At 62.8% G+C, this 21,418-nt stretch carries 21 protein-coding genes; 15 read left to right on the top strand and 6 right to left on the bottom strand.

All coding sequences use genetic code 11. From position 1 onward, the window contains the following. The first annotated feature begins 47 nt into the window (after positions 1-47). Positions 48-1,361, top strand: a complete 1,314-nt coding sequence (locus K7H22_RS15385) for a sensor histidine kinase (RefSeq protein WP_230801761.1) — start codon at positions 48-50, stop codon at positions 1,359-1,361. A gap of 15 nt (positions 1,362-1,376) precedes the next feature. Here the strand turns inward: K7H22_RS15385 and bchO are convergent, their stop codons facing one another. The 4 genes from bchO to crtA are packed head-to-tail and all read right to left on the bottom strand — an operon-like array spanning position 1,377 to position 5,664. After that, complete coding sequence (bchO, locus tag K7H22_RS15390) at positions 1,377-2,270, bottom strand: alpha/beta fold hydrolase BchO (RefSeq protein WP_230801762.1); 894 nt, start codon at positions 2,268-2,270, stop codon at positions 1,377-1,379. 3 nt (positions 2,271-2,273) lie between these two features. Continuing rightward, positions 2,274-3,959: a magnesium chelatase subunit D gene (locus tag K7H22_RS15395; protein WP_230801763.1), complete on the bottom strand. Its 1,686-nt coding sequence runs from the start codon at positions 3,957-3,959 to the stop codon at positions 2,274-2,276. Next, positions 3,956-4,960: a magnesium chelatase ATPase subunit I gene (bchI, locus tag K7H22_RS15400; RefSeq protein ID WP_230801764.1), complete on the bottom strand. Its 1,005-nt coding sequence runs from the start codon at positions 4,958-4,960 to the stop codon at positions 3,956-3,958. Before bchI ends, K7H22_RS15395 begins: the two co-directional genes overlap by 4 nt. Then, positions 4,957-5,664, bottom strand: a complete 708-nt coding sequence (crtA, locus tag K7H22_RS15405) for a spheroidene monooxygenase (RefSeq protein ID WP_230801765.1) — start codon at positions 5,662-5,664, stop codon at positions 4,957-4,959. Before crtA ends, bchI begins: the two co-directional genes overlap by 4 nt. Positions 5,665-5,772: 108 nt before the next feature. On the opposite strand from crtA, the gene K7H22_RS15410 reads away from it, so the two are divergent. Genes K7H22_RS15410 through tspO form a run of 3 tightly spaced genes read left to right on the top strand, consistent with a single transcriptional unit; the run spans position 5,773 to position 8,842 of the window. Beyond that, positions 5,773-7,332 carry a phytoene desaturase gene (locus K7H22_RS15410; protein WP_230801766.1) on the top strand — a complete coding sequence of 520 codons (1,560 nt, stop codon included), beginning with the start codon at positions 5,773-5,775 and terminating at the stop codon, positions 7,330-7,332. Then, the gene (gene crtB / locus K7H22_RS15415) at positions 7,329-8,369 is read left to right on the top strand and encodes a 15-cis-phytoene synthase (protein ID WP_230801767.1); all 1,041 of its coding nucleotides are present in this window, start codon (positions 7,329-7,331) and stop codon (positions 8,367-8,369) included. Before K7H22_RS15410 ends, crtB begins: the two co-directional genes overlap by 4 nt. Positions 8,370-8,374: 5 nt before the next feature. Beyond that, positions 8,375-8,842 carry a tryptophan-rich sensory protein TspO gene (gene tspO / locus K7H22_RS15420; RefSeq protein ID WP_269063143.1) on the top strand — a complete coding sequence of 156 codons (468 nt, stop codon included), beginning with the start codon at positions 8,375-8,377 and terminating at the stop codon, positions 8,840-8,842. Here tspO and crtC read toward each other — a convergent pair whose 3' ends face one another. Further along, a complete protein-coding gene (gene crtC / locus K7H22_RS15425; protein ID WP_330165858.1) occupies positions 8,843-9,718 on the bottom strand; it encodes a carotenoid 1,2-hydratase in 876 nt (291 codons plus the stop codon). It lies immediately after the preceding gene. Continuing rightward, on the bottom strand, positions 9,715-11,295 hold the full coding sequence (crtD, locus tag K7H22_RS15430) for a 1-hydroxycarotenoid 3,4-desaturase CrtD (protein WP_230801769.1): 1,581 nt from the start codon (positions 11,293-11,295) through the stop codon (positions 9,715-9,717). The genes crtC and crtD overlap by 4 nt, the downstream gene beginning before the upstream one ends. A gap of 108 nt (positions 11,296-11,403) precedes the next feature. On the opposite strand from crtD, the gene K7H22_RS15435 reads away from it, so the two are divergent. The 11 genes from K7H22_RS15435 to pufM all read left to right on the top strand — a co-directional run bounded on the left by K7H22_RS15435 (position 11,404) and on the right by pufM (position 21,418). Beyond that, the gene (locus K7H22_RS15435) at positions 11,404-12,273 is read left to right on the top strand and encodes a polyprenyl synthetase family protein (protein ID WP_230801770.1); all 870 of its coding nucleotides are present in this window, start codon (positions 11,404-11,406) and stop codon (positions 12,271-12,273) included. Positions 12,274-12,277: 4 nt separating this feature from the next. Further along, on the top strand, positions 12,278-13,420 hold the full coding sequence (locus K7H22_RS15440) for an acetylserotonin O-methyltransferase (protein WP_230801771.1): 1,143 nt from the start codon (positions 12,278-12,280) through the stop codon (positions 13,418-13,420). Positions 13,421-13,543: 123 nt separating this feature from the next. After that, positions 13,544-14,485, top strand: a complete 942-nt coding sequence (bchC, locus tag K7H22_RS15445; RefSeq protein ID WP_230801772.1) for a chlorophyll synthesis pathway protein BchC — start codon at positions 13,544-13,546, stop codon at positions 14,483-14,485. Continuing rightward, positions 14,482-15,486, top strand: coding sequence for a chlorophyllide a reductase iron protein subunit X (locus tag K7H22_RS15450; protein ID WP_230801773.1), 1,005 nt, complete (start codon positions 14,482-14,484; stop codon positions 15,484-15,486). Before bchC ends, K7H22_RS15450 begins: the two co-directional genes overlap by 4 nt. Before the next feature lie 87 nt (positions 15,487-15,573). After that, positions 15,574-17,148, top strand: a complete 1,575-nt coding sequence (gene bchY, locus K7H22_RS15455) for a chlorophyllide a reductase subunit Y (RefSeq protein WP_230801774.1) — start codon at positions 15,574-15,576, stop codon at positions 17,146-17,148. 91 nt (positions 17,149-17,239) lie between these two features. Then, complete coding sequence (gene bchZ / locus K7H22_RS15460; RefSeq protein ID WP_230801775.1) at positions 17,240-18,730, top strand: chlorophyllide a reductase subunit Z; 1,491 nt, start codon at positions 17,240-17,242, stop codon at positions 18,728-18,730. Further along, positions 18,727-18,948 (top strand): cytochrome PufQ, encoded by a 222-nt coding sequence (gene pufQ / locus K7H22_RS15465; protein ID WP_230801776.1) that lies wholly within the window; start codon positions 18,727-18,729, stop codon positions 18,946-18,948. Before bchZ ends, pufQ begins: the two co-directional genes overlap by 4 nt. Positions 18,949-19,114: 166 nt before the next feature. Further along, the gene (gene pufB / locus K7H22_RS15470; RefSeq protein ID WP_230801777.1) at positions 19,115-19,264 is read left to right on the top strand and encodes a light-harvesting antenna LH1, beta subunit; all 150 of its coding nucleotides are present in this window, start codon (positions 19,115-19,117) and stop codon (positions 19,262-19,264) included. A gap of 13 nt (positions 19,265-19,277) precedes the next feature. After that, positions 19,278-19,439: a light-harvesting antenna LH1, alpha subunit gene (gene pufA, locus K7H22_RS15475; protein WP_068289567.1), complete on the top strand. Its 162-nt coding sequence runs from the start codon at positions 19,278-19,280 to the stop codon at positions 19,437-19,439. Between the two features lie 150 nt (positions 19,440-19,589). Continuing rightward, positions 19,590-20,429 carry a photosynthetic reaction center subunit L gene (pufL, locus tag K7H22_RS15480; RefSeq protein WP_230801778.1) on the top strand — a complete coding sequence of 280 codons (840 nt, stop codon included), beginning with the start codon at positions 19,590-19,592 and terminating at the stop codon, positions 20,427-20,429. Positions 20,430-20,431: 2 nt separating this feature from the next. Beyond that, positions 20,432-21,418, top strand: a complete 987-nt coding sequence (gene pufM, locus K7H22_RS15485; RefSeq protein WP_230801779.1) for a photosynthetic reaction center subunit M — start codon at positions 20,432-20,434, stop codon at positions 21,416-21,418.

Raw genomic sequence — 21,418 nt, forward strand, 5'->3', positions numbered from 1 at the left:
ATTTTGCGGTGTGTTTGCGGTTATCCGGTCCGGATATGGGTTGTTTTATGAGTTTCGTGATATCAGACGAAAAACGTGCCTTGGAGGGCAGACAGGTGGATGGTGACAATACAGGCATCGGTCGCGCCGGTATTTCGTTCATCTTCATCACTTACGGTTTGTTGATCTGCTCGGGTTGGCTTGTGCTGACCGCGTTCAGTGGCGAATTGGGTCCGTTTGGTATTGCGGCGCTGGCTTTCGGCGGATTTGCCCTTGCCCGCCTGCTGAAAGGGCGGGTGTCCTTGCTTTGCGTCAATATGATCTGGTTGCTTACGACGAATATCGCAGTTTTTCTGGCGGCATGTGTTGTCCATCCTGCGGGGCTGATGGCGGTGATACTGGTGCCCTTGGCAGGGTTTCCCTTTGCGCTTTTCTCGCCGAGCCGCGAACGGGTTCTTCTGATCGGCATGGCGGCGCTGCCGGTGGTTTTGTGGCTGCTGTGGTTCGGGATGCGCGACCGGTTTCCGGTTCTGATTCCCGAGGATCTGGCGGGCAGCATCTATGCGCCTGCGGCTGTTCTGTCAGCTTTCAGCATCGTGATCCTGCAATTGCTTTATTATGCCAATGCCACCGAGGTCTATGCCGTCAGTCTGGAGAAAGCGCGGCGCGAATCCGAGCAATCGAGCCGCGCCAAGACGGCGTTTCTTGCGGGGATCAGCCACGAGATGCGAACACCCCTGCATACGGTGATCGGTATGGCCGGTCTGATCCGTGACGAGGCGCGCGATGGGGGGGATACCCAGCAATCGGAATATGCGGCCCATATCGCCGAGGCGGGGCAAGCGCTGTTGGGCACAGTGGAAAAGACGATGCATTTTGCGGATGTGGCGGCGCGGCGGGCACCTGTGAACCTGACGCCGGTTAGCGTGTCGCAATCTGTGGCGCGCGTGTTGGAGCGCTACCGCGCCGAGGCCGAGGATCGCAAGATCACGGTGACATCGGGTGCGACCGATGCACGGGTTCTGGCCGACCCTGCGCTGCTGGATGATGCTTTGGCGCAGATCGTCGAGAACGCGCTGCGCTATTGCGGCAAGGGCGGTGTCGTGTCGGTTGACGTGACGCGGCACGGTTTTGGTCGCGTCCGTATTATCATCAGCGATAACGGGCCGGGGTTCGGGGCCTTCGATTCCGATCTGGCCTTTGCGCCGTTTGAGCGGCTGGACCATGCTGCGGGCACCACCTTCGGTGCGGGGCTGGGCCTGCCTATCGCGCGCATCAAGGCCGAAGTGATGGCGGGCCGTGTCGGAATCGCGCTTGGCCTTGCAAAAGGCGCGCAGGTCTGGATCGAGTTGCCGGAGTTTGTGGAAGACATGCCCGGCTAGGTGGCCTGTATGCTGTCAGTCTCTGATCCAGCCCGAAATGCCGTTTTTATGCAGGGTTTCGCGGATCAGATTGCAGATCAGGGCGGGCTCTTCCTCATGCGCCAGGTGGCCCAGATCGGGCAGGGCGATATAGCGGGCATCGGGCAGGCGGGCGGCGGCGCGTTCCGATACATCGGGGGGCACGGCCTTGTCCTTGCGGCCTGCGATCAGGGTGACGGGCGTTGTGATCTTTGGCAGATCGTCCAGCAGGCGGTCGAGTTTCCATTGCGACATCATCAGCAATGTGGAATCGACATGGCCCTTGTCGCGGATCAGACGCTCGTAAAGCGCCATGCCCTGCGCGTCGAGATCAGAGCCTGTCGAGCGGATCAGAGCCTGCACCCGCCCCTGACCCGAGACCGAGCGCACGAACAGCCCAGCCGTCAGCGGGTTGAGCGCCAGCAGCTTGGCCAGCACGGGAAAAAGCCAGCCAGCCATGCCCTTGAAGGGGCCAAGTGCTGCATTGAGGCCGATCACCACGGGGGTTTTTCCTTGCGCCGAGTGCAGGCGCTGCGACAGGCGCAAGGCAATGGCGGCACCGGCGGAATGGCCGATGATCGCATCGGGCTGCCAGCCCTGTGCGGCGCAAAGGCTGGCGATATCCTCGGCCATCATCTCAAGCCCGCAACGCTGGCGCGACCCCAGCGCGGTGAATCCTTGCCCCGGCAGATCAAGCGCTACAACGTGGAAATTCCGCGCAAGATCGGGCAGGATATCGCGCCAGCTATGGGTGGCCCCGCCTGCGCCGTGGATCAGCAGGATCAAAGGGCCGGTGCCTGATTCCTGCACATGCCAGCGATGCGGGCGGTTGGGCACCAGCCGCGACAGGGCGGCATTGGGCCAGTTTGGTAGGTCGCGCGGCCAGTCCATGGCTCAACCCTCCAAGGCGGCGGAAATGGCACCGCTGAGGCGTTTGGCATCGGCGCGGGGCAGGGCGATATAGGGCGCGCCCATATGCGCGGCGAGACCGCGCAGCGCCTCTTGCGGGCGGACCGAGACATCCAGCACCAGACCCGCGATCCCCTGCGCGCGCAGCATCCGTGCCAGCGTTTCGGCATCGGTGGCGGCGCGGGGGCGGTTGGGTTGGCCGTCCAGCGCAATATTGGCGCGCCCGTCGGTCAGCAGCGCGAGCGTCGGGCTCAGGCCGCGACCGCGCGCCTGCACAGCCAGTTCGCCTGCGGCTTTCAGGCCGGCGGCCAAGGGTGTGCCGCCACCGCCGGGCAATCCGGCCAACCGGCGCTTGGTCTGCACAAGCGAGCGCGTGGGCGGCAAAAGCACTTCGGCCCCGTCGCCGCGAAAGGCGATCAGGGCGACGTGATCGCGGCGGGCATAGGCCTCGGCCAGCAGCAATTCGACCGCGCCTTTCGCCTCGCCCAGACGGGCCATCGCAGCAGAGCCAGAGGCGTCGACGACAAAGATCAGCAGGCGGTCGGATGTTTCCTCGTAGCGTTTCAGGCGGATATCGGCGGGGCGGATCATCAGGCCCTTGGCGTCGGGAGTGGCTGTGCGGCGCATCGGCTGCCACGGGGCGGCGGCGCGCAGGGTGGCGACCAGATCAATCCGCGCGATGCCATCCAGACGACCGGGGCGCGAGGGTAGGGGACGACCGCGCCGGTTGCCCTTGTGCCGCGCGCCAGCCCCGCCTGATCCGGTGGCACCGCGCGCGGTCGCGCCAGCGATGATCCTGTCCAGCAGATGCGGGGGCAGCAGGGCACGCACAGCTTCGATCAGCAGCTCGTCGGGGATGCCTGTCAGCGGTTCGGGATTCTCGCCCTCGGCCGGTTGATCTTCCGGCGGGGGAGGGTCTTGGGGGGCGTCTTCCTGCGGGTCTTCATCAGCGGGAATCATCGTGGCGCGCGAGGGATAGACAAGGCTTGCGGCGGCGGTCACATCCGTGGTCTCGATCCGGTCATGGCCCATCAGGGCGGCATGGGCGCGGGCGGCGCGCAGGGCCAGAAGGGGTGCGCGCAGGCTGTCGATGCCGAAACGGAGCGCGATGGTGACAAGGCTGGTCACGTCATCCGCGCTGGCGGTGATCACGGCAAGCCGTTGGCGGGCTGTCACCAGATCGGACAGGTTGACGGGCGGCGTCGTCAGTTCCTGCGCGCCGATCCCGTCAAGGTCCAGATGGAAGGCCAGCCGTTCCTTAAGGGCAGGGGGTGCGGTTTCCTCGTCCCCCGCACCTTCGTCCAGCATGACAAGGCAGTGACCCTGATCCGTGTCCAGCACCTGCGCCAGTTTCGCGGCCAGATCGGGTCCGGCGCGTTCGGCCATTGACAGCATCAGGGCGGCGGGTGTCGCGGTCAGCCCCTTGTTCAGCACGACCCTGTCACCGGCAAGGGTGGCGGCCAGATCAATGCCGCCGAAAAGCTGTTCGTCCGAGATGGTGGGATGCAGTTTGCGCGCGGGCAAGGGCAGGATATGCAGCAGATCGGCAAAAGCCTGACGCGGCGGACCCATGCGGGCGCGCAGGCACAGACCTTTCAGGCCGACAGGATCAACCGCCAGAAGCCGCAAGGCCAGACAGGCGTTCTGCCATCTGTCGGCCCCCTCGCTCACCCCAGTACGTCCGCGACGGTGCGGGCCACGCGTGTGGCCGATCCGGCCTCGTCCAGCGGATCGCGGCGCAGGCGGTGGCTGAGAGCGGAGGGCGCGATGTCGCGCAGATGATCGCGCGTCAGGGTCGTGTCCTCAAGATAGGCGGCCAGCGCGCGGGCGGTGCGGAGCAGGGTCAGCTCGCCGCGCAAACCGTCCGAGCCGAGGGCGACGCAAAGTTCGGCACAATCGCGCAGGATCGCGTCAGATGTCACGATCTGCGGCAGGGCTTTACGCGCGGCCAGAATGCGGTTGCGGATCTTGGTATCGGCGCTGCGCCAGCGCTTCATGAAGGCGGCATTGTCGGATTCAAAGCCGTCGCGGCGGCGGATCACCTCGATCCGTTCCTCGATATCCGTGGGCGAGCGGACTTCGACCGACAGGCCGAAACGGTCGAGCAGTTGCGGGCGCAACTCGCCCTCTTCGGGGTTGCCGGAACCGACCAGCACGAAACGGGCGGGGTGACGGATTGACAGACCTTCGCGTTCGACCACGTTCTCGCCCGATTGGGCCACATCGAGTAGCAGGTCGACGATGTGATCTTCGAGCAGGTTCACCTCGTCTATATAAAGGTAGCCGCGATTGGCGCGGGCCAGCAGGCCGGGTTCAAACGCCTTCTCGCCGCGGGTCAGGGCGCGTTCGATATCCAGCGCACCGACGACGCGGTCCTCGGTCGCGCCCAAGGGCAGGTCGATCACGGGGGTCGGGCGGGACACGACTTTTTTCGAGCCTATTTCGGTCCATTCGGGGCAATCCTCGATCCGAGCCGAGTTTACGGGGCAGCCTTCGACCGCCGTGATCGGGGGCAACAAGGCGGCCAGCGCGCGCACGGCGGTGGATTTGCCGGTGCCGCGATCGCCGAAGACCAGAACACCGCCAATGCCGGGGTCGATCGCGGTGAGGATCATCGCCTGTTTCATCGCGGTTTGCCCGACGATGGCTGAAAACGGGAAGGGAGAGGTCATGCAGGTCTGTCCAGTCTGGTAAGCGGGCTGCCGCCCTGCCAGCTTCCTGCGTCGCCAAGGACACGGAAGCGGGCGTAAAGTTCCTCGCGGAACCAGTTGCCTTCGCGCACGGCGCGGACGGCGCGCGCATGGGGACCGTCCTCGCGGGCGAAGGCGGCCATGCTGTCGGTATCGGGCCAGATCGAGAATGTCACCTGATGGAACAGCGGCACCTCGCCGATGCCGATCTTGAAGGCGACATTGGTGTCAGACCCGATCATCTGGCTGATATCGGGCACGCGGCGCCAGAATTTCAGCGCGACCGAGGGTTTGACCGTGGCGCGGGTCAATGCTGCCAGCGGGCCGGGGGTGGGGGTTTCGGTCACGGTGAACGGGGCGACTCCGGACCAGACGCCACGCGCCGAAGTGGGGGTGAGGAACACGGTCCAGTTTTCGACGGCGCGCCGGCGGTAGCGTTGGAAAATGCGTGCCTGTGCGGTCTGGCGGCGGGCTGTTGCCTCGTCCGGCCAAGTAGCGAGAATGGCATAGACAGCGGTATTGGGTAGCGGCATGAAGCCCTCGCCCGTGCCGGAGCCGCAGAGTTTCCAGAATCCGATCCCAGCCACGCGCGGCATCGACAGGCGCGCGGCGCCCATCATCGCCAGCGCCCAAAGCCGGTTTAGCAGGCTATCATAGCGGAAGAAGCTGAGGCTGACGGTCTGCATCGGTCACTTTCATCGCATGTGTCAATTTAGTCTGACATGTCGCAGCGGAATTGGAAAGAGATCAAGCTTGCAGATTGTAAACTAAACTAGACATGTTACAGTTGACAGATGATGACACGAGTCGATACACGTCTTGCAGACGAAGCCGCCCGCGCGCTTGCGCCACATGCCGTTGTAATCGGTGCCGGTCTGGGCGGTCTTGCCTCGGCCATGCGATTGGGGGCGCGCGGTTACCGCGTGACCGTGATCGACAGGTTGGACATGCCCGGCGGGCGTGGGTCATCCATCACGCAAGGGGGGCACAGGTTCGATCTGGGGCCGACCATCGTGACGGTGCCGCAAATCCTGAAAGAGCTGTGGGCGATCTGCGGGCGCGATTTCAAGGCCGAGGTCGATTTGCGCCCGATGGACCCTTTCTATGAAATCCGCTGGCCCGACGGGTCCAGCTTTACCGCCCGTCAGGATACCAATGCGATGCGCGCCGAGGTTGCGCGCCTGTCGCCGGGTGACTTGCCGGGCTACGAGAAGTTTCTGAAAGACAGCGAGGCGCGTTACTGGTTCGGGTTCGAGGATCTGGGCCGCCGGTCGATGCACAAATTCGCCGATCTGCTAAAAGTGCTGCCGAGTTTCGTGAAAATGCGCGCCGACCGTTCAGTCTATGCCCATGCTGCCAAGCGGTTCAAGGACGAGCGGTTACGCATGGCGTTTTCCTTCCATCCGCTGTTCATCGGTGGCGATCCGTTCAACGTGACTTCGATGTATATTCTTGTGAGCCATCTGGAGAAGGAATTCGGCGTCCATTATGCGATGGGTGGCGTGGTCGCGATTGCACAGGCGATGGCGCATGTGATCGAGGAACAGAACGGCCTGCTGCGGCTGAAAACCGATGTGGATGAGATCGTGGTCGAGAACGGGCGCGCCGTGGGTGTCAGGCTTGCGGGCGGCGAGAGGATTGATGCCGATATCGTGGTGTCCAATGCCGATGCGGGGCATACGCATACGCGGCTTTTGCGGAACCATGCGGTGAAACGCTGGACCGACAAGAAGCTGAAAAAATCGCGTTGGTCGATGGGGCTTTATGTCTGGTATTTCGGCACCAAGGGCACGCGCGGCAAATGGGCCGATGCGGGCCATCACACGATCCTGAATGCGCCGCGCTACAAGGGTCTGGTGAACGACATCTTCATCAAGGGCAAGCTGGCCGACGATATGAGCCTTTATGTCCACAGGCCCAGTGTCACCGATCCGTCGGTGGCACCTGAAGGGGACGATACATTCTATGTCCTCAGCCCCGTGCCGCATCTGGGGCATGACAATCCTGTTGATTGGAAGGCGGAATCGGCGGCCTATCGCGACAAGATGATCAAGGTGCTGGAAGAGCAGTTGCTGCCCGGCCTGACCGAGCATCTGACCGAGGAATTGATCTTCACGCCCGAGGATTTCCGCGACCGTTACCTGAGCCCCTACGGGTCCGGTTTCTCGATCGAGCCGCGTATTTTGCAAAGCGCGTGGTTCCGGCCCCATAATGTCAGCGAGACCGTGCCGGGCCTGTTTCTGGTGGGCGCGGGCACGCATCCCGGTGCAGGCTTGCCCGGTGTGATTTCCTCTGCCGAGGTGCTGGATACACTGGTGCCTGATCCCGAAACGATTGTGGCGGCACGCAAATGATCGACCCCCGCGACATGGCCCATTGCGAAGAGGCGATCCGCCACGGATCCCTTTCTTTCCATGCGGCGTCACGCTTGTTGCCTGCCAAGGTGCGTGATCCGGCGCTGGCGCTTTATGCGTTCTGTCGTCTGGCCGATGATGCGGTGGATTTGCAGCCCGAAAAGGCGCGGGCTGTGCTGTCCTTGCGCGACCGTCTGGATCTGGCCTATCAGGGGCGTCCGTTGGATGCGCCTGCGGATCGGGCCTTTGCCGCGATGGTAGAAGATTTCGACATGCCGCGCGCCTTGCCGGAAGCCCTGCTTGAGGGGCTGGCCTGGGATGCGATGGGTCGGCGCTATGCCACGGAATCAGAGCTTTACGACTATTGCGCGCGGGTGGCTGCGGCTGTCGGCGCGATGATGTGCGTGCTGATGCGGGTGCGCTGCCCTGATGCCCTGGCGCGGGCCTGCGATCTGGGCGTTGCGATGCAACTGACCAATATCGCCCGCGATGTGGGCGAGGATGCGATGGAAGGGCGGCTTTACCTGCCGACCGACTGGTTGGCCGAGGCCGGTCTGACGCCCGAGCAGTTTCTGGACAATCCGCGCCCCACCAAGGCGGTGCGGCAGATGGTGCGGCGTCTGCTGGTGCAGGCGAACCGGCTTTATGCGCGTTCGGAAGCGGGAGTTGCAGGCCTGCCGCGCGGCGCGCGTCCCGGTATTTTCGCGGCGCGATTTATCTATGCCGGGATCGGCGCGCAGGTGCAGAAGGCGGGATACGATTCCTTCACCACGCGGGCGCATACATCCAAGCCGCAGAAGATTGGCTGGCTGGGCCTGTCGGTGCTGCGGGCAGGTGCGACAATGGTGATGCCGAAGTCGGCGCTGCTTTTTGCCGAGCCTCTGGACGAGGTGCGGTTTCTGGTCGATGCCGCAGCGCGCCGCCCGATGCAGGAAAGCAGCCGTTCGGACGCGTTCATCGGTGCTTTGGCGCAATTGGAGTATCACAGCCGCAGACAACGGGCGGCCTTGATAACGGGGGCAGAAAGGGCTAGCTGATTTTTATGGATTGGCTGCTTTTTCTTGTATTTTTCGGGGCCTGCCTTGGGGCGGGCCTGACGGGTGGGTTGTTCCAACCCGGCGAATGGTATCGAAACCTGAGAAAACCGTCATGGACGCCACCTGATTGGGTGTTTCCTGTTACGTGGTTCGTACTTTACGGCTGCATGGCAGCGGCAGGCGCGCGGGCGGCGGTTCTGCCCGGTAGCCAGTATGCGATGGCCTTCTGGGCGTTACAAATTGCGCTGAACGGGCTGTGGACGCCGGTTTTCTTCGGTTTGAAGCGCATTCGGTTGGGATTTGTTGTCGTATCCTGCCTGTGGCTGGCGGTTTTTGGCGCGATGGTCGCGCTGTGGCAGGTTGACTGGATCGCGGGTGCGCTGTTTGCGCCCTATCTGCTCTGGGTCACGATTGCCGCATCGTTGAACGCGGCGGTCTGGCGGCTGAACCCGGCTGTAGCGCGGGGCGCCTGATCAGTCGGTAAAGGTCCAGTTTGCGCGGCGCGGCACACGGCAGGCCAACATCGGTTTCAGAAGCGGGCTGCGATAGCGCACCAGATCCAGCGCCTCGTGCACACCCACGGTTTCCACGCCGTCCAGCTGCGTTCTGACGGCGGAACGGCTGTAGAATGGCGCGTCCAGCATGTTCTTGACCTGTCGCGGCTGATAGCCCGCATCGGCCCGCGTCTCGCGTGCCACAGCCCAGAGGCTGCGCTTCATCCGCGCTTTGGGGGGCAGGGGGATCGCCTGCGCCTGCCCTGCCGCGTCGAAACGGATTCCGGCGGCCAGTTCGCTGCCATCCAGCCGTGTGGCATCATAAAAGCAGGTGCTGCCTTCCGTGGTGGGATAGCGGCCCCATGTCCAATAGGTGAAATCATCCTCCAAGGCGCGGGTGCCGAAATTAGCGTCGAAATAGCCGTGGCCCTGCCATTGCCAGCCGGGGCTGTTCAACTCGACGCTGATCGTCGAGGTGGGCGCGAAGGGTCGCCAGATATGCGCGCCATCGGGGGTGAGGGGTAGTTCCACGCCGGTGATGGCCGAGGGGGTGACGCGGATTTGTCCGCGCACGCGGCTGATCACGGGGGGGGCTGAAATCTCGTCGATGTCGATGATCAGTGCGTCCCCGTCCCACCGCATCATCGAGGGGCCGACTTCGAGCCGCGATGCGGTCTGGCGCAGGGCTTTGCTGCCCCTGTCTGTCATTGTGAAGCGCCCGCCGAGTCCATAGGTAGCCACGTTGATGCAGCAATGGTTGGCCGGATCGCGCCGCCCCGACCAGCGATACCACGGCGAGAAGACCGAGCCGATAAAGCCGATCACCGAAACGGCGCGGCTGCCGTCATCGCTTATTCCGTCGATATACCACCATGCATAGCCATTGGGCGGGATGTCGAGGTTGAAGAAAGGTCGTTCAAGATCGCCGCGACCGCGTGCTGTGCGGAGATTGTCGCCATCGGCACGCCCGCCCCCGGATGGGTGCCGCCCCCCGCCAGATAGAGGCCGCTGATCTGCGTGCGCGCTGTCGGACGCTGGAAGGCCGCCATCATGCCGTGCGGGCTCTGCCCGTAGAGGGAGCCGGTCGAGGCGGGAAAAAGCCGGGCGAACCCCTGCGGTGTGGTCAGCGCCTCCGGTCCCGGAAGCCTGTCGAAGCTCAGGCCGAAACGGGCGAGAGACTGGAAGGTCTGCGTCTGACATGCGGTGAAATCCTCAGGGGTCGAATTGGGGGACGATGTAGGTGTCGTGACGGGCGGGGCGTTCGCGATGATCTCGAACCGCTCAAGCGCAGGCACCGCGCTGTTCTGGCCGCGATCTTCGGCGCAGATGTAAAGCGTGGGGTCTTGCGGGGCCTTTCCCTTTTCCAGCGCTGCGAATTCGGCGCGCGGGTCGGCGCAAAAAAAGACGTTGTGATGGACAAGATCGGGGCCTGATGGCGTGGCGGTAAAGCTCCAGACGCGCGCGGACAGGCTGCGGGCGGTGCTGCGGGAGGCGGGGGCGACGGTTGCCATGTCGGGGCCAAGCGCGCCTGTGGACAGGGCGCGCGGATCGCCGTTGAAGAGCACGGTTTCGGCGGCAATCACCTGACCATCCGCCAGATGGACCGCGCGGACGCGGCCTTGGGCCGCCTCGATCCGCTCGACATGGGCACCGTAGTGGAATTGCACGCCGCGCGCTGCCGCAAGATCGGCGATGGCCTTGGCCAGTTGGTGCATGCCGCCCTTGACGCACCAGACGCCAGCGGCCTCGGCCTGCCAGATCAGCGCAAGGATCGCGGGCGAACGGTAAGGCGAGCCGCCTACATAAGTGGCATAGCGCCCGAATAGCTGCGCCAGACGCGGATCGCTGAACTGGCGCGCCAGCATATCGGCCAATGTGGATTGCGGCGCCATCGCGGGGATCAGCGTGGGGTTCCGCATCACATAGGCGCTAAGCGATGACAGGCTGGGTTCGGCGGCCTGCATCATCGGGGCGTCGAACGCCTTGAAGAGTTGCGCCGCGCGCTTGCTGAAGGCGCGGAATTCGCGTTCGGCCTTGGGGCCTGCAAAGGCGCGGATTGCGGCGGCGCTGGCATCGGGATTGGCGTGCAGATCAAGGTGGCTACCATCGGGCCACCAGTGGCGGGCCAGAATATCCTGTGGAATCAAGGTCACATGATCTTCGAGCCGCGCGCCCGCATCGGCAAAAAGCGCGTCAAAGACGGGGCGCATGGTCAGGACGGTCGGGCCTGCATCGACGGGGCCAGCATCCGAAGGCAGGGTGCGCATCTTGCCACCGGGGGCGGCTTGGCGTTCCAGAACCAGCACCTCGCGGCCGGTATCGCGCGCGACAGCGGACAGCCGAAGGGCTGCGGCGAGGCCCGCAATGCCCGCGCCGACAATGACGATTCTGCTGGATGATCCGGACTGATCCGTCGGAATTTTCGGGGGCATTTTCGCAAACCTCTTGTCTGGATTGTTGACTCAACAGCCCAAACTGTCCAGTATGATTTACACATTGGTGTCGGATTTACCTGACATCTGGGCGAGAGGGCCGATGAAATGGGTTTGCAAACGCGTATCGACGCCGCTGTTTCACGGGCCATAGCGACAGGACGGGGCGGTGTGGCGCCGTCGAAGCTGTCAGCGGCGCTGGAATATTCAACATCCCCGGGTGGTGCGCGGATCAGGCCGACGATCCTGATGTCGGTCGCGATGGCCTGCGGGGATGACAAGCCCGCGCTGTCCGATGCGGCGGCGGCGGCGCTGGAACTGATCCATTGCGCCAGTCTTGTGCATGACGATCTGCCCTGTTTCGATGATGCCGACACGCGGCGCGGCAAGCCGTCGGTGCATCGCGCCTTTTCCGAGCCTTTGGCGGTGCTTGCGGGTGACAGCCTGATTGTGCTGGCCTTCGAAGTGCTGGCGCGCGAGGCCAGGCATGATCCGATGCGTTGTGCCGAACTGGTGCTGACGCTGGCACGGCAGACGGGCATGCCCAACGGGATTTGCGCAGGCCAAGGATGGGAAAGCGAGGCGCAGATTGATCTGTCGGCCTATCACCGGTCCAAAACCGGCGCTTTGTTCATTGCCGCGACCCAGATGGGTGCGGTTGCGGCGGGGCAGGAGGCCGAGCCGTGGTTCGAACTGGGCGCACGGATTGGCGAGGCGTTTCAGGTCGCGGATGATCTGCGCGATACGCTTTATGACGCGGAAACGCTGGGCAAGCCAGTAGGTCAGGATGATCTGCACGGGCGTCCCAATGCGGTGGCCGCTTTGGGTGTGGATGGGGCGATAAGGCGGCTCAAGGATATTCTGGGCGGGGCGATCGCCTCGATCCCGGCCTGCCCCGGCGAGGCGCAACTGGCTGAAATGGTGCGTAAACAGGCCGAGCGTCTGACGCCCGTCGCCCCGGCCCGCAGCACAAGGTAATATCATGAGCGATGCGGCCACAGGCCAAGATATGGCGCGTCCCAAGGGACTGCGTCTGACGGGCTGGTTCCATCGCCTGATTGCCAAACCGTCTTTTCAGACTTGGGCCAGCCGGTTCCCCCTGACGCGTGGCGTCGCGCGGCGGGAAGGGGCGCAACTGTTTGATCTGGTGTCAGGATTTGTCCAGTCGCAGGTGTTGATGGCCGTGGTCGAATTGCGGCTGCTGCACCGACTGATGGACGGCCCGCGTGCTGCTGCCGGTCTGGCGCATGAGGCGGGGATGACCTCCGAGCGCATGGAGATATTGTTGCAGGCCGCGACAGCACTTGGCCTGATCCGGCGGCGGCGTGACGGGCGTTTTGCCATTGCGCGCAAGGGGGCCGCGATGCTGGGCGTGCCGGGGCTTGAGGCGATGATCCTGCATCACCGTGCCTTCTACCGTGATCTGGAAGATCCCGTGGCGCTGCTGCGCGGCGAGGTGGACACCGAACTGGCCAATTTCTGGCCCTATGTCTTTGGTGCGCGCGGCGCGGTCGATCCGGCGGTGACGCAGACCTATTCCGATCTGATGGCCGACAGTCAGGGGCTTGTCGCGCAGGATACGTTGCGGATGGTCGAACTGTCGGGCGTGTCGCGCCTGTTGGATGTGGGGGGCGGATCGGGGGCGTTCCTGCTGGCCGTGGCGCAGGCCTATCCCAAGCTGGGGCTGATGTTGTTCGATCTGCCCGATGTTGTGCCGACCGCCCGCAGCCGTTTCGAGGCCGCGGGGCAGGGCGGACGGCTGGCAATCCACGGCGGGTCGTTTCGTAGCGATTCGTTGCCGGATGGTGCTGATGCAATTTCACTCATTCGCGTGCTTTATGATCATTCGGATGACACGGTGCGCGGCTTGCTGTCCAAAATATATGACACATTACCGGCTGGCGGGCGGCTGATTGTCTCGGAGCCGATGTCCGGCGGCAAGGTGCCGGAGCCTGCGGGCGATGTCTATTTTGCCTTCTACACCATGGCGATGCGGACCGGAAAAGCCCGTTCTGCTGAAGAAATAGGCCGCTTGTGCAGGGATTCCGGCTTTGTCGGGATCAAGGCCCCTACAGCACATCGCCCCTATGTCACCTCGGTTGTCACCTGTGTGAAGCCCTCCTGACAAGCTGCGCTGTAAACTGTCAATTTTTGTTGACAGTCCAGCCTGTAACATTAAACTGACAGGTAACGAAGCCGAGCAATCCGAGTCTTTCCCGCGCGGATTTTGCAGCCACAGGAGGGAGCCATGCAGACACACGCAGTCCTTCTGAACGGTCCCCGCGACCTGTCTGTGGAGATGCTGGACCTAACCGACCCGTCCGCGGGTGATCTGGTTGTCGAGATCGCGCATTCGGGTATTTCCACCGGCACCGAAAAGCTGTTCTGGTCCGGCCAGATGCCGCCATTTCCCGGCATGGGCTATCCGCTGGTGCCCGGTTACGAGGCGGCTGGCGAGGTTGTCGAGGCGGGTGCCGATACCGGCTACAAGGTCGGCGATCATGTCTTTGTGCCCGGTGCAAGTTGCTACCGCGATGCGTTCGGTCTGTTCGGCGGGGCAGCGCGCCGTCTTGTGACGGCAGCGGACCGTGTCACGCGAATCGATGCGGGCCTCGGGGCCGAAGGCGCGTTGCTGGCGCTGGCCGCGACCGCGCGCCATGCGATGGCGGGGATGGACAAGACCGTGCCCGACCTGATCATTGGCCATGGTGTTCTGGGCCGCTTGCTGGCGCGTCTGACGATTGCCGCCGGTGCGCCCGCGCCCACGGTGTGGGAGGTCAATGCAGACCGCCGCAGCGGAGCCGACGGTTATGAGGTGATCGCCCCCGAGGATGACACCCGCCGCGATTACCGTGCGATCTACGACGCATCGGGCAACGGAGCGCTGCTGAACGAGTTGGTCACGCGCATCCGCAAGGGTGGCGAGATCGTTCTGGCGGGCTTTTACACCGACCCACTGAGTTTTGCCTTTCCGCCCGCTTTCATGAAGGAAGCGCGGTTTCGCATTGCGGCGGAATGGGCGCGTGACGATCTGACAGCGACCCGTGCGCTTGTCGAAAGCGGTGCTTTGTCACTGGCGGGGCTGATCACGCATCAGGCCGCCGCGACAGATGCACCCGCAGCTTACAGGACGGCCTTCGATGATCCGGCCTGCCTGAAAATGATACTGAACTGGAAGGACGCAGCGTGAAAGACGATGTACCGAATCTGAAGGACTTCGACCAACGCCTGCGCGATGAAGCGCATGAGGAACCCACGCTGGAGGTGCCGCAGGGCGAGCCCACCAGCAAGACGCAGATCATCGCGATCTATGGCAAGGGCGGGATCGGCAAAAGCTTCACGCTGGCCAACCTGTCCTGCATGATGGCTGAACAGGGCAAGCGTGTCCTGCTAATCGGTTGCGATCCGAAATCCGACACGACCTCGCTTCTGTTCAACGGCAAGGCTTGCCCGACGATCATCGAGACCTCGACCCGCAAGAAACTGGCGGGCGAGGAAGTGGCGATCGGCGATGTCTGCTTCAAGCGCAACGGTGTTTTCGCCATGGAGCTGGGCGGCCCCGAAGTGGGGCGCGGTTGCGGCGGGCGCGGCATTATCCACGGGTTCGAACTGCTGGAAAAGCTGGGCTTCCACGATTGGGACTTCGACTATGTCCTGCTGGATTTCCTGGGCGATGTGGTCTGCGGTGGCTTCGGTCTGCCGATTGCCCGTGACATGGCGCAAAAGGTGATCCTGGTCGCGTCGAACGATTTGCAGTCGCTTTATGTTGCCAACAACGTCTGCTCGGCGGTGGAATATTTCCGCAAGCTGGGGGGCAATGTCGGTGTCGCCGGTCTGGTGATCAACAAGGACGACCATTCGGGCGAGGCGCAGGCCTTTGCCGCAGCGGTGAATATCCCGGTGCTGGCCGCGATCCCGCAGGATGACGACCTGCGCAAGAAATCCGCCAATTACCAGATTGTCGGCACGATGGAGTCCCAATGGGGCGGCCTGTTCGCCGATCTGGCCGAAGCCGTCGGTGTGGCCCCGCCGGTGCGCCCGAAACCGCTGGATCAGGACGGCCTGCTGGCCCTGTTCGATACCAAGGACACGGGGGGCGATTACCAGTTGGTGCCCGCCACGGACATGGACATGCGCGGCAAACATGCAGCGCCGAAACCCTCGCTGGAAGTGGTCTACGACGATGTTTGATCTGGACCAGCTAGCCCAATGGGATGCCCTGCTCAAGCGCATGGCTGTTCCCGTCCAACCGCAGAAACAAGCCGAACAGAAGTCCGCATGAATGATGAAGTTACATATGACACCGCCGCTCAGGCTGATGTGATCCTCGGAAAATCTGACCCGGTCAGTGAAACCCCGATGGTGGCTGCACTGCAGGACGGGGCCGGTTGCCACGCCGGTGCCGAAACGATGGAAGCGGCTGCGCGGCAGGCGGGACAATCCGAGATTCTGGACCGCTATGCTGCCGACTATCCCAAAGGTCCGCATGACCAGCCGCAGAGCATGTGCCCTGCATTTGGCTCGCTACGCGTGGGGCTACGGATGCGCCGTGTGGCGACGATCCTGTCAGGGTCGGCCTGCTGCGTTTACGGGCTGACCTTCGTGTCGCATTTCTACGGCGCGCGGCGGTCCGTGGGTTATGTGCCTTTCAATTCTGAATCCCTCGTCACAGGTAAACTGTTCGAGGATATCCGCGATGCCGTGCATGAACTGGCCGATCCGGATCAGTTTGACGCGGTTGTCGTGACCAACCTTTGTGTTCCCACTGCCAGCGGCGTGCCGCTGCGTCTGCTGCCCGAGGAAATCAACGGCGTGCGGATCGTGGGTATTGATGTGCCGGGGTTTGGTATCCCCACCCATGCCGAGGCCAAGGATGTTCTGGCTGGCGCGATGCTGAATTATGCGCGCAAAGAAGTGCAGGCAGGCCCTGTTGCGGCCCCTGCTGGCGGTAAATCCGACCGCCCGACCGTGACCCTGCTGGGCGAGATGTTCCCCGCCGATCCCATGATGATCGGCGCGATGCTGGCCCCGATGGGTTTGGCGGTTGGTCCCGTGGTGCCCTGCCGCGAATGGCGCGAGCTTTACGCCGCCCTTGATTGCGGTGCGGTTGCGGCGATCCATCCTTTCTATACCGCCGCGATCCGCGAGTTTCAGGCGGCTGGCCGTCCGGTTGTCGGATCGGCCCCTGTCGGTCACGATGGCACTGCCCGCTGGCTGGCCGCGATTGGCGAGGCGTTCAACCTGCCCGCCGAAAAGGTGGCCGAGGCCCAAAATATGTTCCTGCCCGCGATCAAGGCAGCACTCGCTGGCGCGCCGATCAATGGCACGATCACCCTGAGCGGTTACGAGGGCAGCGAATTGCTGGTTGCGCGTCTGCTGATCGAGAGCGGCGCGAATGTGCCTTATGTCGGGACCGCCTGCCCGAAAACGCCGTGGTCCGCCGAGGATGCCGAATGGCTGCGCTCCAAGGGTGTGACGGTGAAATTCCGCGCCTCATTGGAAGACGATTGCGCCGCGATGGAGGCGATCCGCCCCGATCTGGCCATCGGCACAACTCCGGTTGTGCAGAAGGCCAAGGAACTGGCGATCCCCGGGCTTTACTTCACCAACCTGATTTCCGCGCGTCCCCTGATGGGTCCGGCAGGGGCAGGGTCCTTGGCCGAGGTGGTGAATGCCGCCATCGCAGGCAAGGACCGGATGGAGCATATGAAGGAATTCTTCGAGGGTGTGGGCACCGGCGATACCGCTGGTATCTGGGAGGGCAGCCCCAACCTGCGCCCCGATTTCCGCGCCCTGCATCAGAAGAAGCTCGACAAGGCGGCACGTGCTGCCAAGGCCGAGGAGATGATCTGATGGGGGGCGTATTTTGCACAAATGCGCCCCGAGCGTGGAAGCGGATCACCAAGGTGATCTGCGTGCGCTTCTCGGTTGAGGAGTGCAAAGGATGCTGATTCAGGACCATGACCGCGCGGGCGGATATTGGGGCGCGGTCTACGCGTTTTGCGCCGTGAAAGGCTTGCAGGTTGTGATCGACGGTCCCGTGGGTTGCGAGAACCTGCCGGTGACGTCGGTTCTGCATTACACGGATGCTTTGCCGCCGCATGAGTTGCCCATCGTGGTGACAGGCTTGGGCGAATCCGAGATGGGATCGGGCACCGAAGAGGCGATGAAGCGCGCTTGGGGCACGCTTGATCCGGCGCTTCCTGCCGTGGTGGTTACAGGCTCGATCGCCGAGATGATCGGCGGGGGTGTCACGCCGCAGGGCACGAATATCCAGCGCTTCCTGCCGCGCACGATTGACGAGGACCAGTGGCAAAGCGCCGACCGCGCGATGACATGGATCTTTACCGAATTCGGTATGACCAAAGGCCGTATGCCGCCCGAGAAAAAGCGCGAGGAAGGCGCTGCCCCCCGCGTGAATATCCTTGGGCCGATGTATGGCGTGTTCAACATGCCTTCCGATCTGGCGGAAATCCGGCGTCTGGTCGAAGGCATCGGGGCCGAGGTCAACATGGTGCTGCCGCTTGGTGCGCATGTTGCGGAGATGCGGAATCTGGTGAATGCGGATGTGAACATCTGCATGTATCGCGAGTTTGGTCGCGGCCTGTGCGAATGTCTGGGCAAGCCCTATCTGCAAGCGCCTATCGGCGTGGACAGCACGACGAAATTCCTGCGCAAACTGGGCGAGATACTGGGGCTGGACGTTGAGCCCTTTATCGCGCGCGAGAAACATTCGACGATCAAGCCGGTCTGGGATCTGTGGCGCAGCGTGACGCAGGATTTCTTTGCGACCGCCAGTTTTGCGGTTGTTTCGAACGAGACTTACGCGCGCGGTATCCGGCATTTCCTTGAGGGTGATCTGGGTTTCCCTTGCGCCTTTGCTGTGGCCCGTGTCGCGGGGACCAAAACGAACAATGTCGAGGTCAAGGCGATGCTACACCAGAAGCGGCCGCTGATCGTTCTGGGCAGTATCAACGAGAAAATGTATCTGGCCGAGATGAAGGGCGGGCATGGACCCAGCCCCGCCTTCATCCCCGCGTCATTCCCCGGTGCCGCGATCCGGCGGCACACCGGCACGCCGATGATGGGCTATGCCGGTGCGACCTATCTTTTGCAGGAAGTGTGCAACGGGCTGTTCGATGCGCTGTTCCACATCCTGCCTTTGGCCAGCACGATGGACGCGGCTGATGCGACCCCCACGACCCTGCGCCGCGACTTCCCGTGGGATGCCGACGCGCAAGCCGCCCTTGACCGTATCGTGTCACGCCATCCGGTGCTGACACGGATTTCGGCAGCCAAGACTTTGAGAGACGAGGCAGAGCGTGCCGCATTGGCCCAAGGGGCCGAGCGCGTCGTGCTGGAAACTGTCGAGGCGCTCAATCCCGACCTTGCGCGATCCGCGCGAGCACCTGAGGTGAAAGGAGATCTGTCATGACAGATGCAACATCAAATACCCCGATGACCCGCAGCCACAAACCGCCGCGGACCGAGTTCATGGTCTATTTTGGCGTGATCTTTCTGGCGACGCTGCCGCTGGCCACCCTGACATGGGCGCTGGCGCTGCTGAAAGGTGGCCGCATTCCTGACAAGGGCCCGATTGCCCGCGCCTGGAGCCAGGCCGGTATCATCACGCCCATGATTTTTTCGGCCTGATCCATGAGGATCGGTCTGCATAGGGCGCCCAAGCGCGACACGGCAGACCGCCGAACACGAGATCTGTCCATTCGGAAGGATGGCCAGAGCCCGGCGGGGCGCTTGCACCCCAAAGGACCCGGCCGCGGGGAGCGCGGTCTCACCATTACATTCCGGAGGAAAGTTGATGGCTGATAAATCCGACCTGTCGTTTACAGGTCTTACAGACGAGCAGGCGCAAGAGTTGCACTCGGTCTATATGAGCGGGCTTTGGCTCTTCACAGCCGTTGCGGTTGTGGCGCACCTGGCTGTCTACATTTGGCGTCCCTGGCTTTAAGGAGCAATAAACCATGGCTAAATTCTACAAGATCTGGCTGATCTTCGATCCACGCCGCGTGTTTGTTGCACAAGGCGTCTTCCTGTTCCTGCTGGCCGCGATGATCCATCTCGTCCTGCTGAGCACAGAGCACTTCAACTGGTTCGAACTGGCTGCTCAAAAAGCGGCCATGTGATCTGTTTCCCCCCAATGGGAACAGCTCACTACCAGTCGAGTGACGACACGATAGCTGCGGGCGCGTCAGGCGTGGCCTGCCCGCGGCAAACCAAAATCCATCGACGGCTTGAAGTCTGAACAGACAGGCCGCCAAACGCGGAGACAGAAGATGGCGTTGCTCAGCTTCGAGAGAAAGTATCGCGTCCGTGGTGGGACGCTGATCGGCGGCGATCTGTTCGATTTCTGGGTAGGCCCCTTCTATGTGGGCTTCTTTGGGGTCACGACAGCATTTTTCGCCTTATTAGGCACCATTCTGATTTTCTGGGGAGCGTCCCAACAGGGCACGTTCAATCCCTGGCTGATCAATATCGCACCCCCCGACCTTGCTTACGGTCTGGGCATGGCTCCCCTCATGGAGGGGGGGCTCTGGCAGATCATTACGTTCTGTGCAACCGGCGCCTTCATCAGCTGGGCCCTGCGCGAGGTCGAGATCTGCCGTAAACTGGGCATGGGGTATCATGTGCCCTTTGCCTTCGGATTTGCCATTCTGGCCTATGTCACGCTGGTGATCTTCCGCCCGCTTCTGATGGGCGCCTGGGGTCACGGGTTTCCCTACGGGATCTTCAGCCACCTCGATTGGGTCAGCAACACCGGCTATGCCTATCTGCACTTCCACTACAACCCGGCGCATATGCTGGCGGTCACGCTGTTCTTCACGACCACCTTCGCGCTGGCCCTGCATGGTGCACTGGTGCTGAGTGCGGCCAACCCCGAAAAGGGTGAGGAGGCGCAAGGCCCCGACAACGAGGACTCGTTCTTCCGCGACTTCATCGGCTATTCGGTCGGCACATTGGGTATCCACCGTGTGGGTTTCCTGCTGGCGATCAACGCGGTCTTCTTCTCGGCTGTCTGCATCATCATCTCCGGACCCGTCTGGACCAAGGGTTGGCCCGAATGGTGGAACTGGTGGCTTGAGCTGCCGATCTGGCCCTCTCAGGTAGGAATGTAATCATGGCTGAGTATCAGAACATATTCACGCAAGTGCAGGTCCAGGGCCCGGTCGAATGGGGCATGGAAAACGAAAACAACATGATGGAAGAGCGGATCGGCAAGCCTTTCTTCAGCCAGTTGGCTGGATGGATCGGCAACGCGCAGATCGGACCGGTCTTTCTGGGTTGGACAGGGATGATCAGTCTTGCGACAGGTCTTTTGTGGTTCAACATCGTGGGCCTGAACATGTTGGCGCAAGTCGGCTGGTCGATCCCCGAATTCCTGCGGCAGCTTTTCTGGCTAGCGCTGGAGCCTCCGGGACCGGAGCATGGCCTGTCCATGCCGCCCCTGAATGACGGTGGCTGGTATATCATCAGTTCGTTCTTCCTGCTGGTGTCGGTGATGACATGGTGGCTGCGCTCTTACCTTCTGGCGCAGCAGCACAAGATGGGCAAACATGTGGCCTGGGCCTTTGCCTCGGCGATCTGGCTGTTCCTTGTGCTGGGTCTCTTCCGTCCTGTCCTGATGGGCAGCTGGTCCGAGGCTGTGCCCTACGGCATCTTCCCGCACCTTGACTGGACGACAGCCTTCTCGATCCGCTACGGAAACCTCTATTACAACCCGTTCCACTGCCTTTCGATCGTCTTCCTCTATGGCTCGGTCCTGCTGTTTGCGATGCATGGTGCGACCATTCTGGCGGTCACCCGTTTCGGCGGCGACCGCGAGCTGGAGCAGATCTATGACCGTGGTACGGCCTCGGAGCGAGCGGCGTTGTTCTGGCGCTGGACCATGGGCTTCAATGCCACGATGGAAGGTATCCATCGCTGGGCATGGTGGTTCGCGGTTCTGACACCGATTACCGGTGGTATCGGTATCCTGCTGACCGGCACGGTCGTGGACAACTGGTTCATCTGGGCACAAGAGCACAATTTCGCGCCCATGTATGACGGCTCCTACGGTTATGCCGATTACGGGTCTTACGAAGCCTTCATCGGACAGGAGAATTGA

The sequence above is a fragment of the Seohaeicola saemankumensis genome, from assembly GCF_021021435.1.
GTDB lineage: Bacteria > Pseudomonadota > Alphaproteobacteria > Rhodobacterales > Rhodobacteraceae > Seohaeicola.

Excerpts from the sequence above, each read along its gene's own strand:
- K7H22_RS15385 (WP_230801761.1), top strand. The coding sequence starts at position 48 with ATGAGTTTCGTGATATCAGACGAAAAACGTGCCTTGGAGGGCAGACAG.
- bchO (WP_230801762.1), bottom strand. The coding sequence starts at position 2,270 with ATGGACTGGCCGCGCGACCTACCAAACTGGCCCAATGCCGCCCTGTCG.
- bchI (WP_230801764.1), bottom strand. The coding sequence starts at position 4,960 with ATGACCTCTCCCTTCCCGTTTTCAGCCATCGTCGGGCAAACCGCGATG.
- crtA (WP_230801765.1), bottom strand. The coding sequence starts at position 5,664 with ATGCAGACCGTCAGCCTCAGCTTCTTCCGCTATGATAGCCTGCTAAAC.
- K7H22_RS15410 (WP_230801766.1), top strand. The coding sequence starts at position 5,773 with ATGATGACACGAGTCGATACACGTCTTGCAGACGAAGCCGCCCGCGCG.
- crtB (WP_230801767.1), top strand. The coding sequence starts at position 7,329 with ATGATCGACCCCCGCGACATGGCCCATTGCGAAGAGGCGATCCGCCAC.
- tspO (WP_269063143.1), top strand. The coding sequence starts at position 8,375 with ATGGATTGGCTGCTTTTTCTTGTATTTTTCGGGGCCTGCCTTGGGGCG.
- crtD (WP_230801769.1), bottom strand. The coding sequence starts at position 11,295 with ATGCCCCCGAAAATTCCGACGGATCAGTCCGGATCATCCAGCAGAATC.
- K7H22_RS15435 (WP_230801770.1), top strand. The coding sequence starts at position 11,404 with ATGGGTTTGCAAACGCGTATCGACGCCGCTGTTTCACGGGCCATAGCG.
- K7H22_RS15440 (WP_230801771.1), top strand. The coding sequence starts at position 12,278 with ATGAGCGATGCGGCCACAGGCCAAGATATGGCGCGTCCCAAGGGACTG.
- bchC (WP_230801772.1), top strand. The coding sequence starts at position 13,544 with ATGCAGACACACGCAGTCCTTCTGAACGGTCCCCGCGACCTGTCTGTG.
- bchY (WP_230801774.1), top strand. The coding sequence starts at position 15,574 with ATGAATGATGAAGTTACATATGACACCGCCGCTCAGGCTGATGTGATC.
- bchZ (WP_230801775.1), top strand. The coding sequence starts at position 17,240 with ATGCTGATTCAGGACCATGACCGCGCGGGCGGATATTGGGGCGCGGTC.
- pufQ (WP_230801776.1), top strand. The coding sequence starts at position 18,727 with ATGACAGATGCAACATCAAATACCCCGATGACCCGCAGCCACAAACCG.
- pufB (WP_230801777.1), top strand. The coding sequence starts at position 19,115 with ATGGCTGATAAATCCGACCTGTCGTTTACAGGTCTTACAGACGAGCAG.
- pufA (WP_068289567.1), top strand. The coding sequence starts at position 19,278 with ATGGCTAAATTCTACAAGATCTGGCTGATCTTCGATCCACGCCGCGTG.
- pufL (WP_230801778.1), top strand. The coding sequence starts at position 19,590 with ATGGCGTTGCTCAGCTTCGAGAGAAAGTATCGCGTCCGTGGTGGGACG.
- pufM (WP_230801779.1), top strand. The coding sequence starts at position 20,432 with ATGGCTGAGTATCAGAACATATTCACGCAAGTGCAGGTCCAGGGCCCG.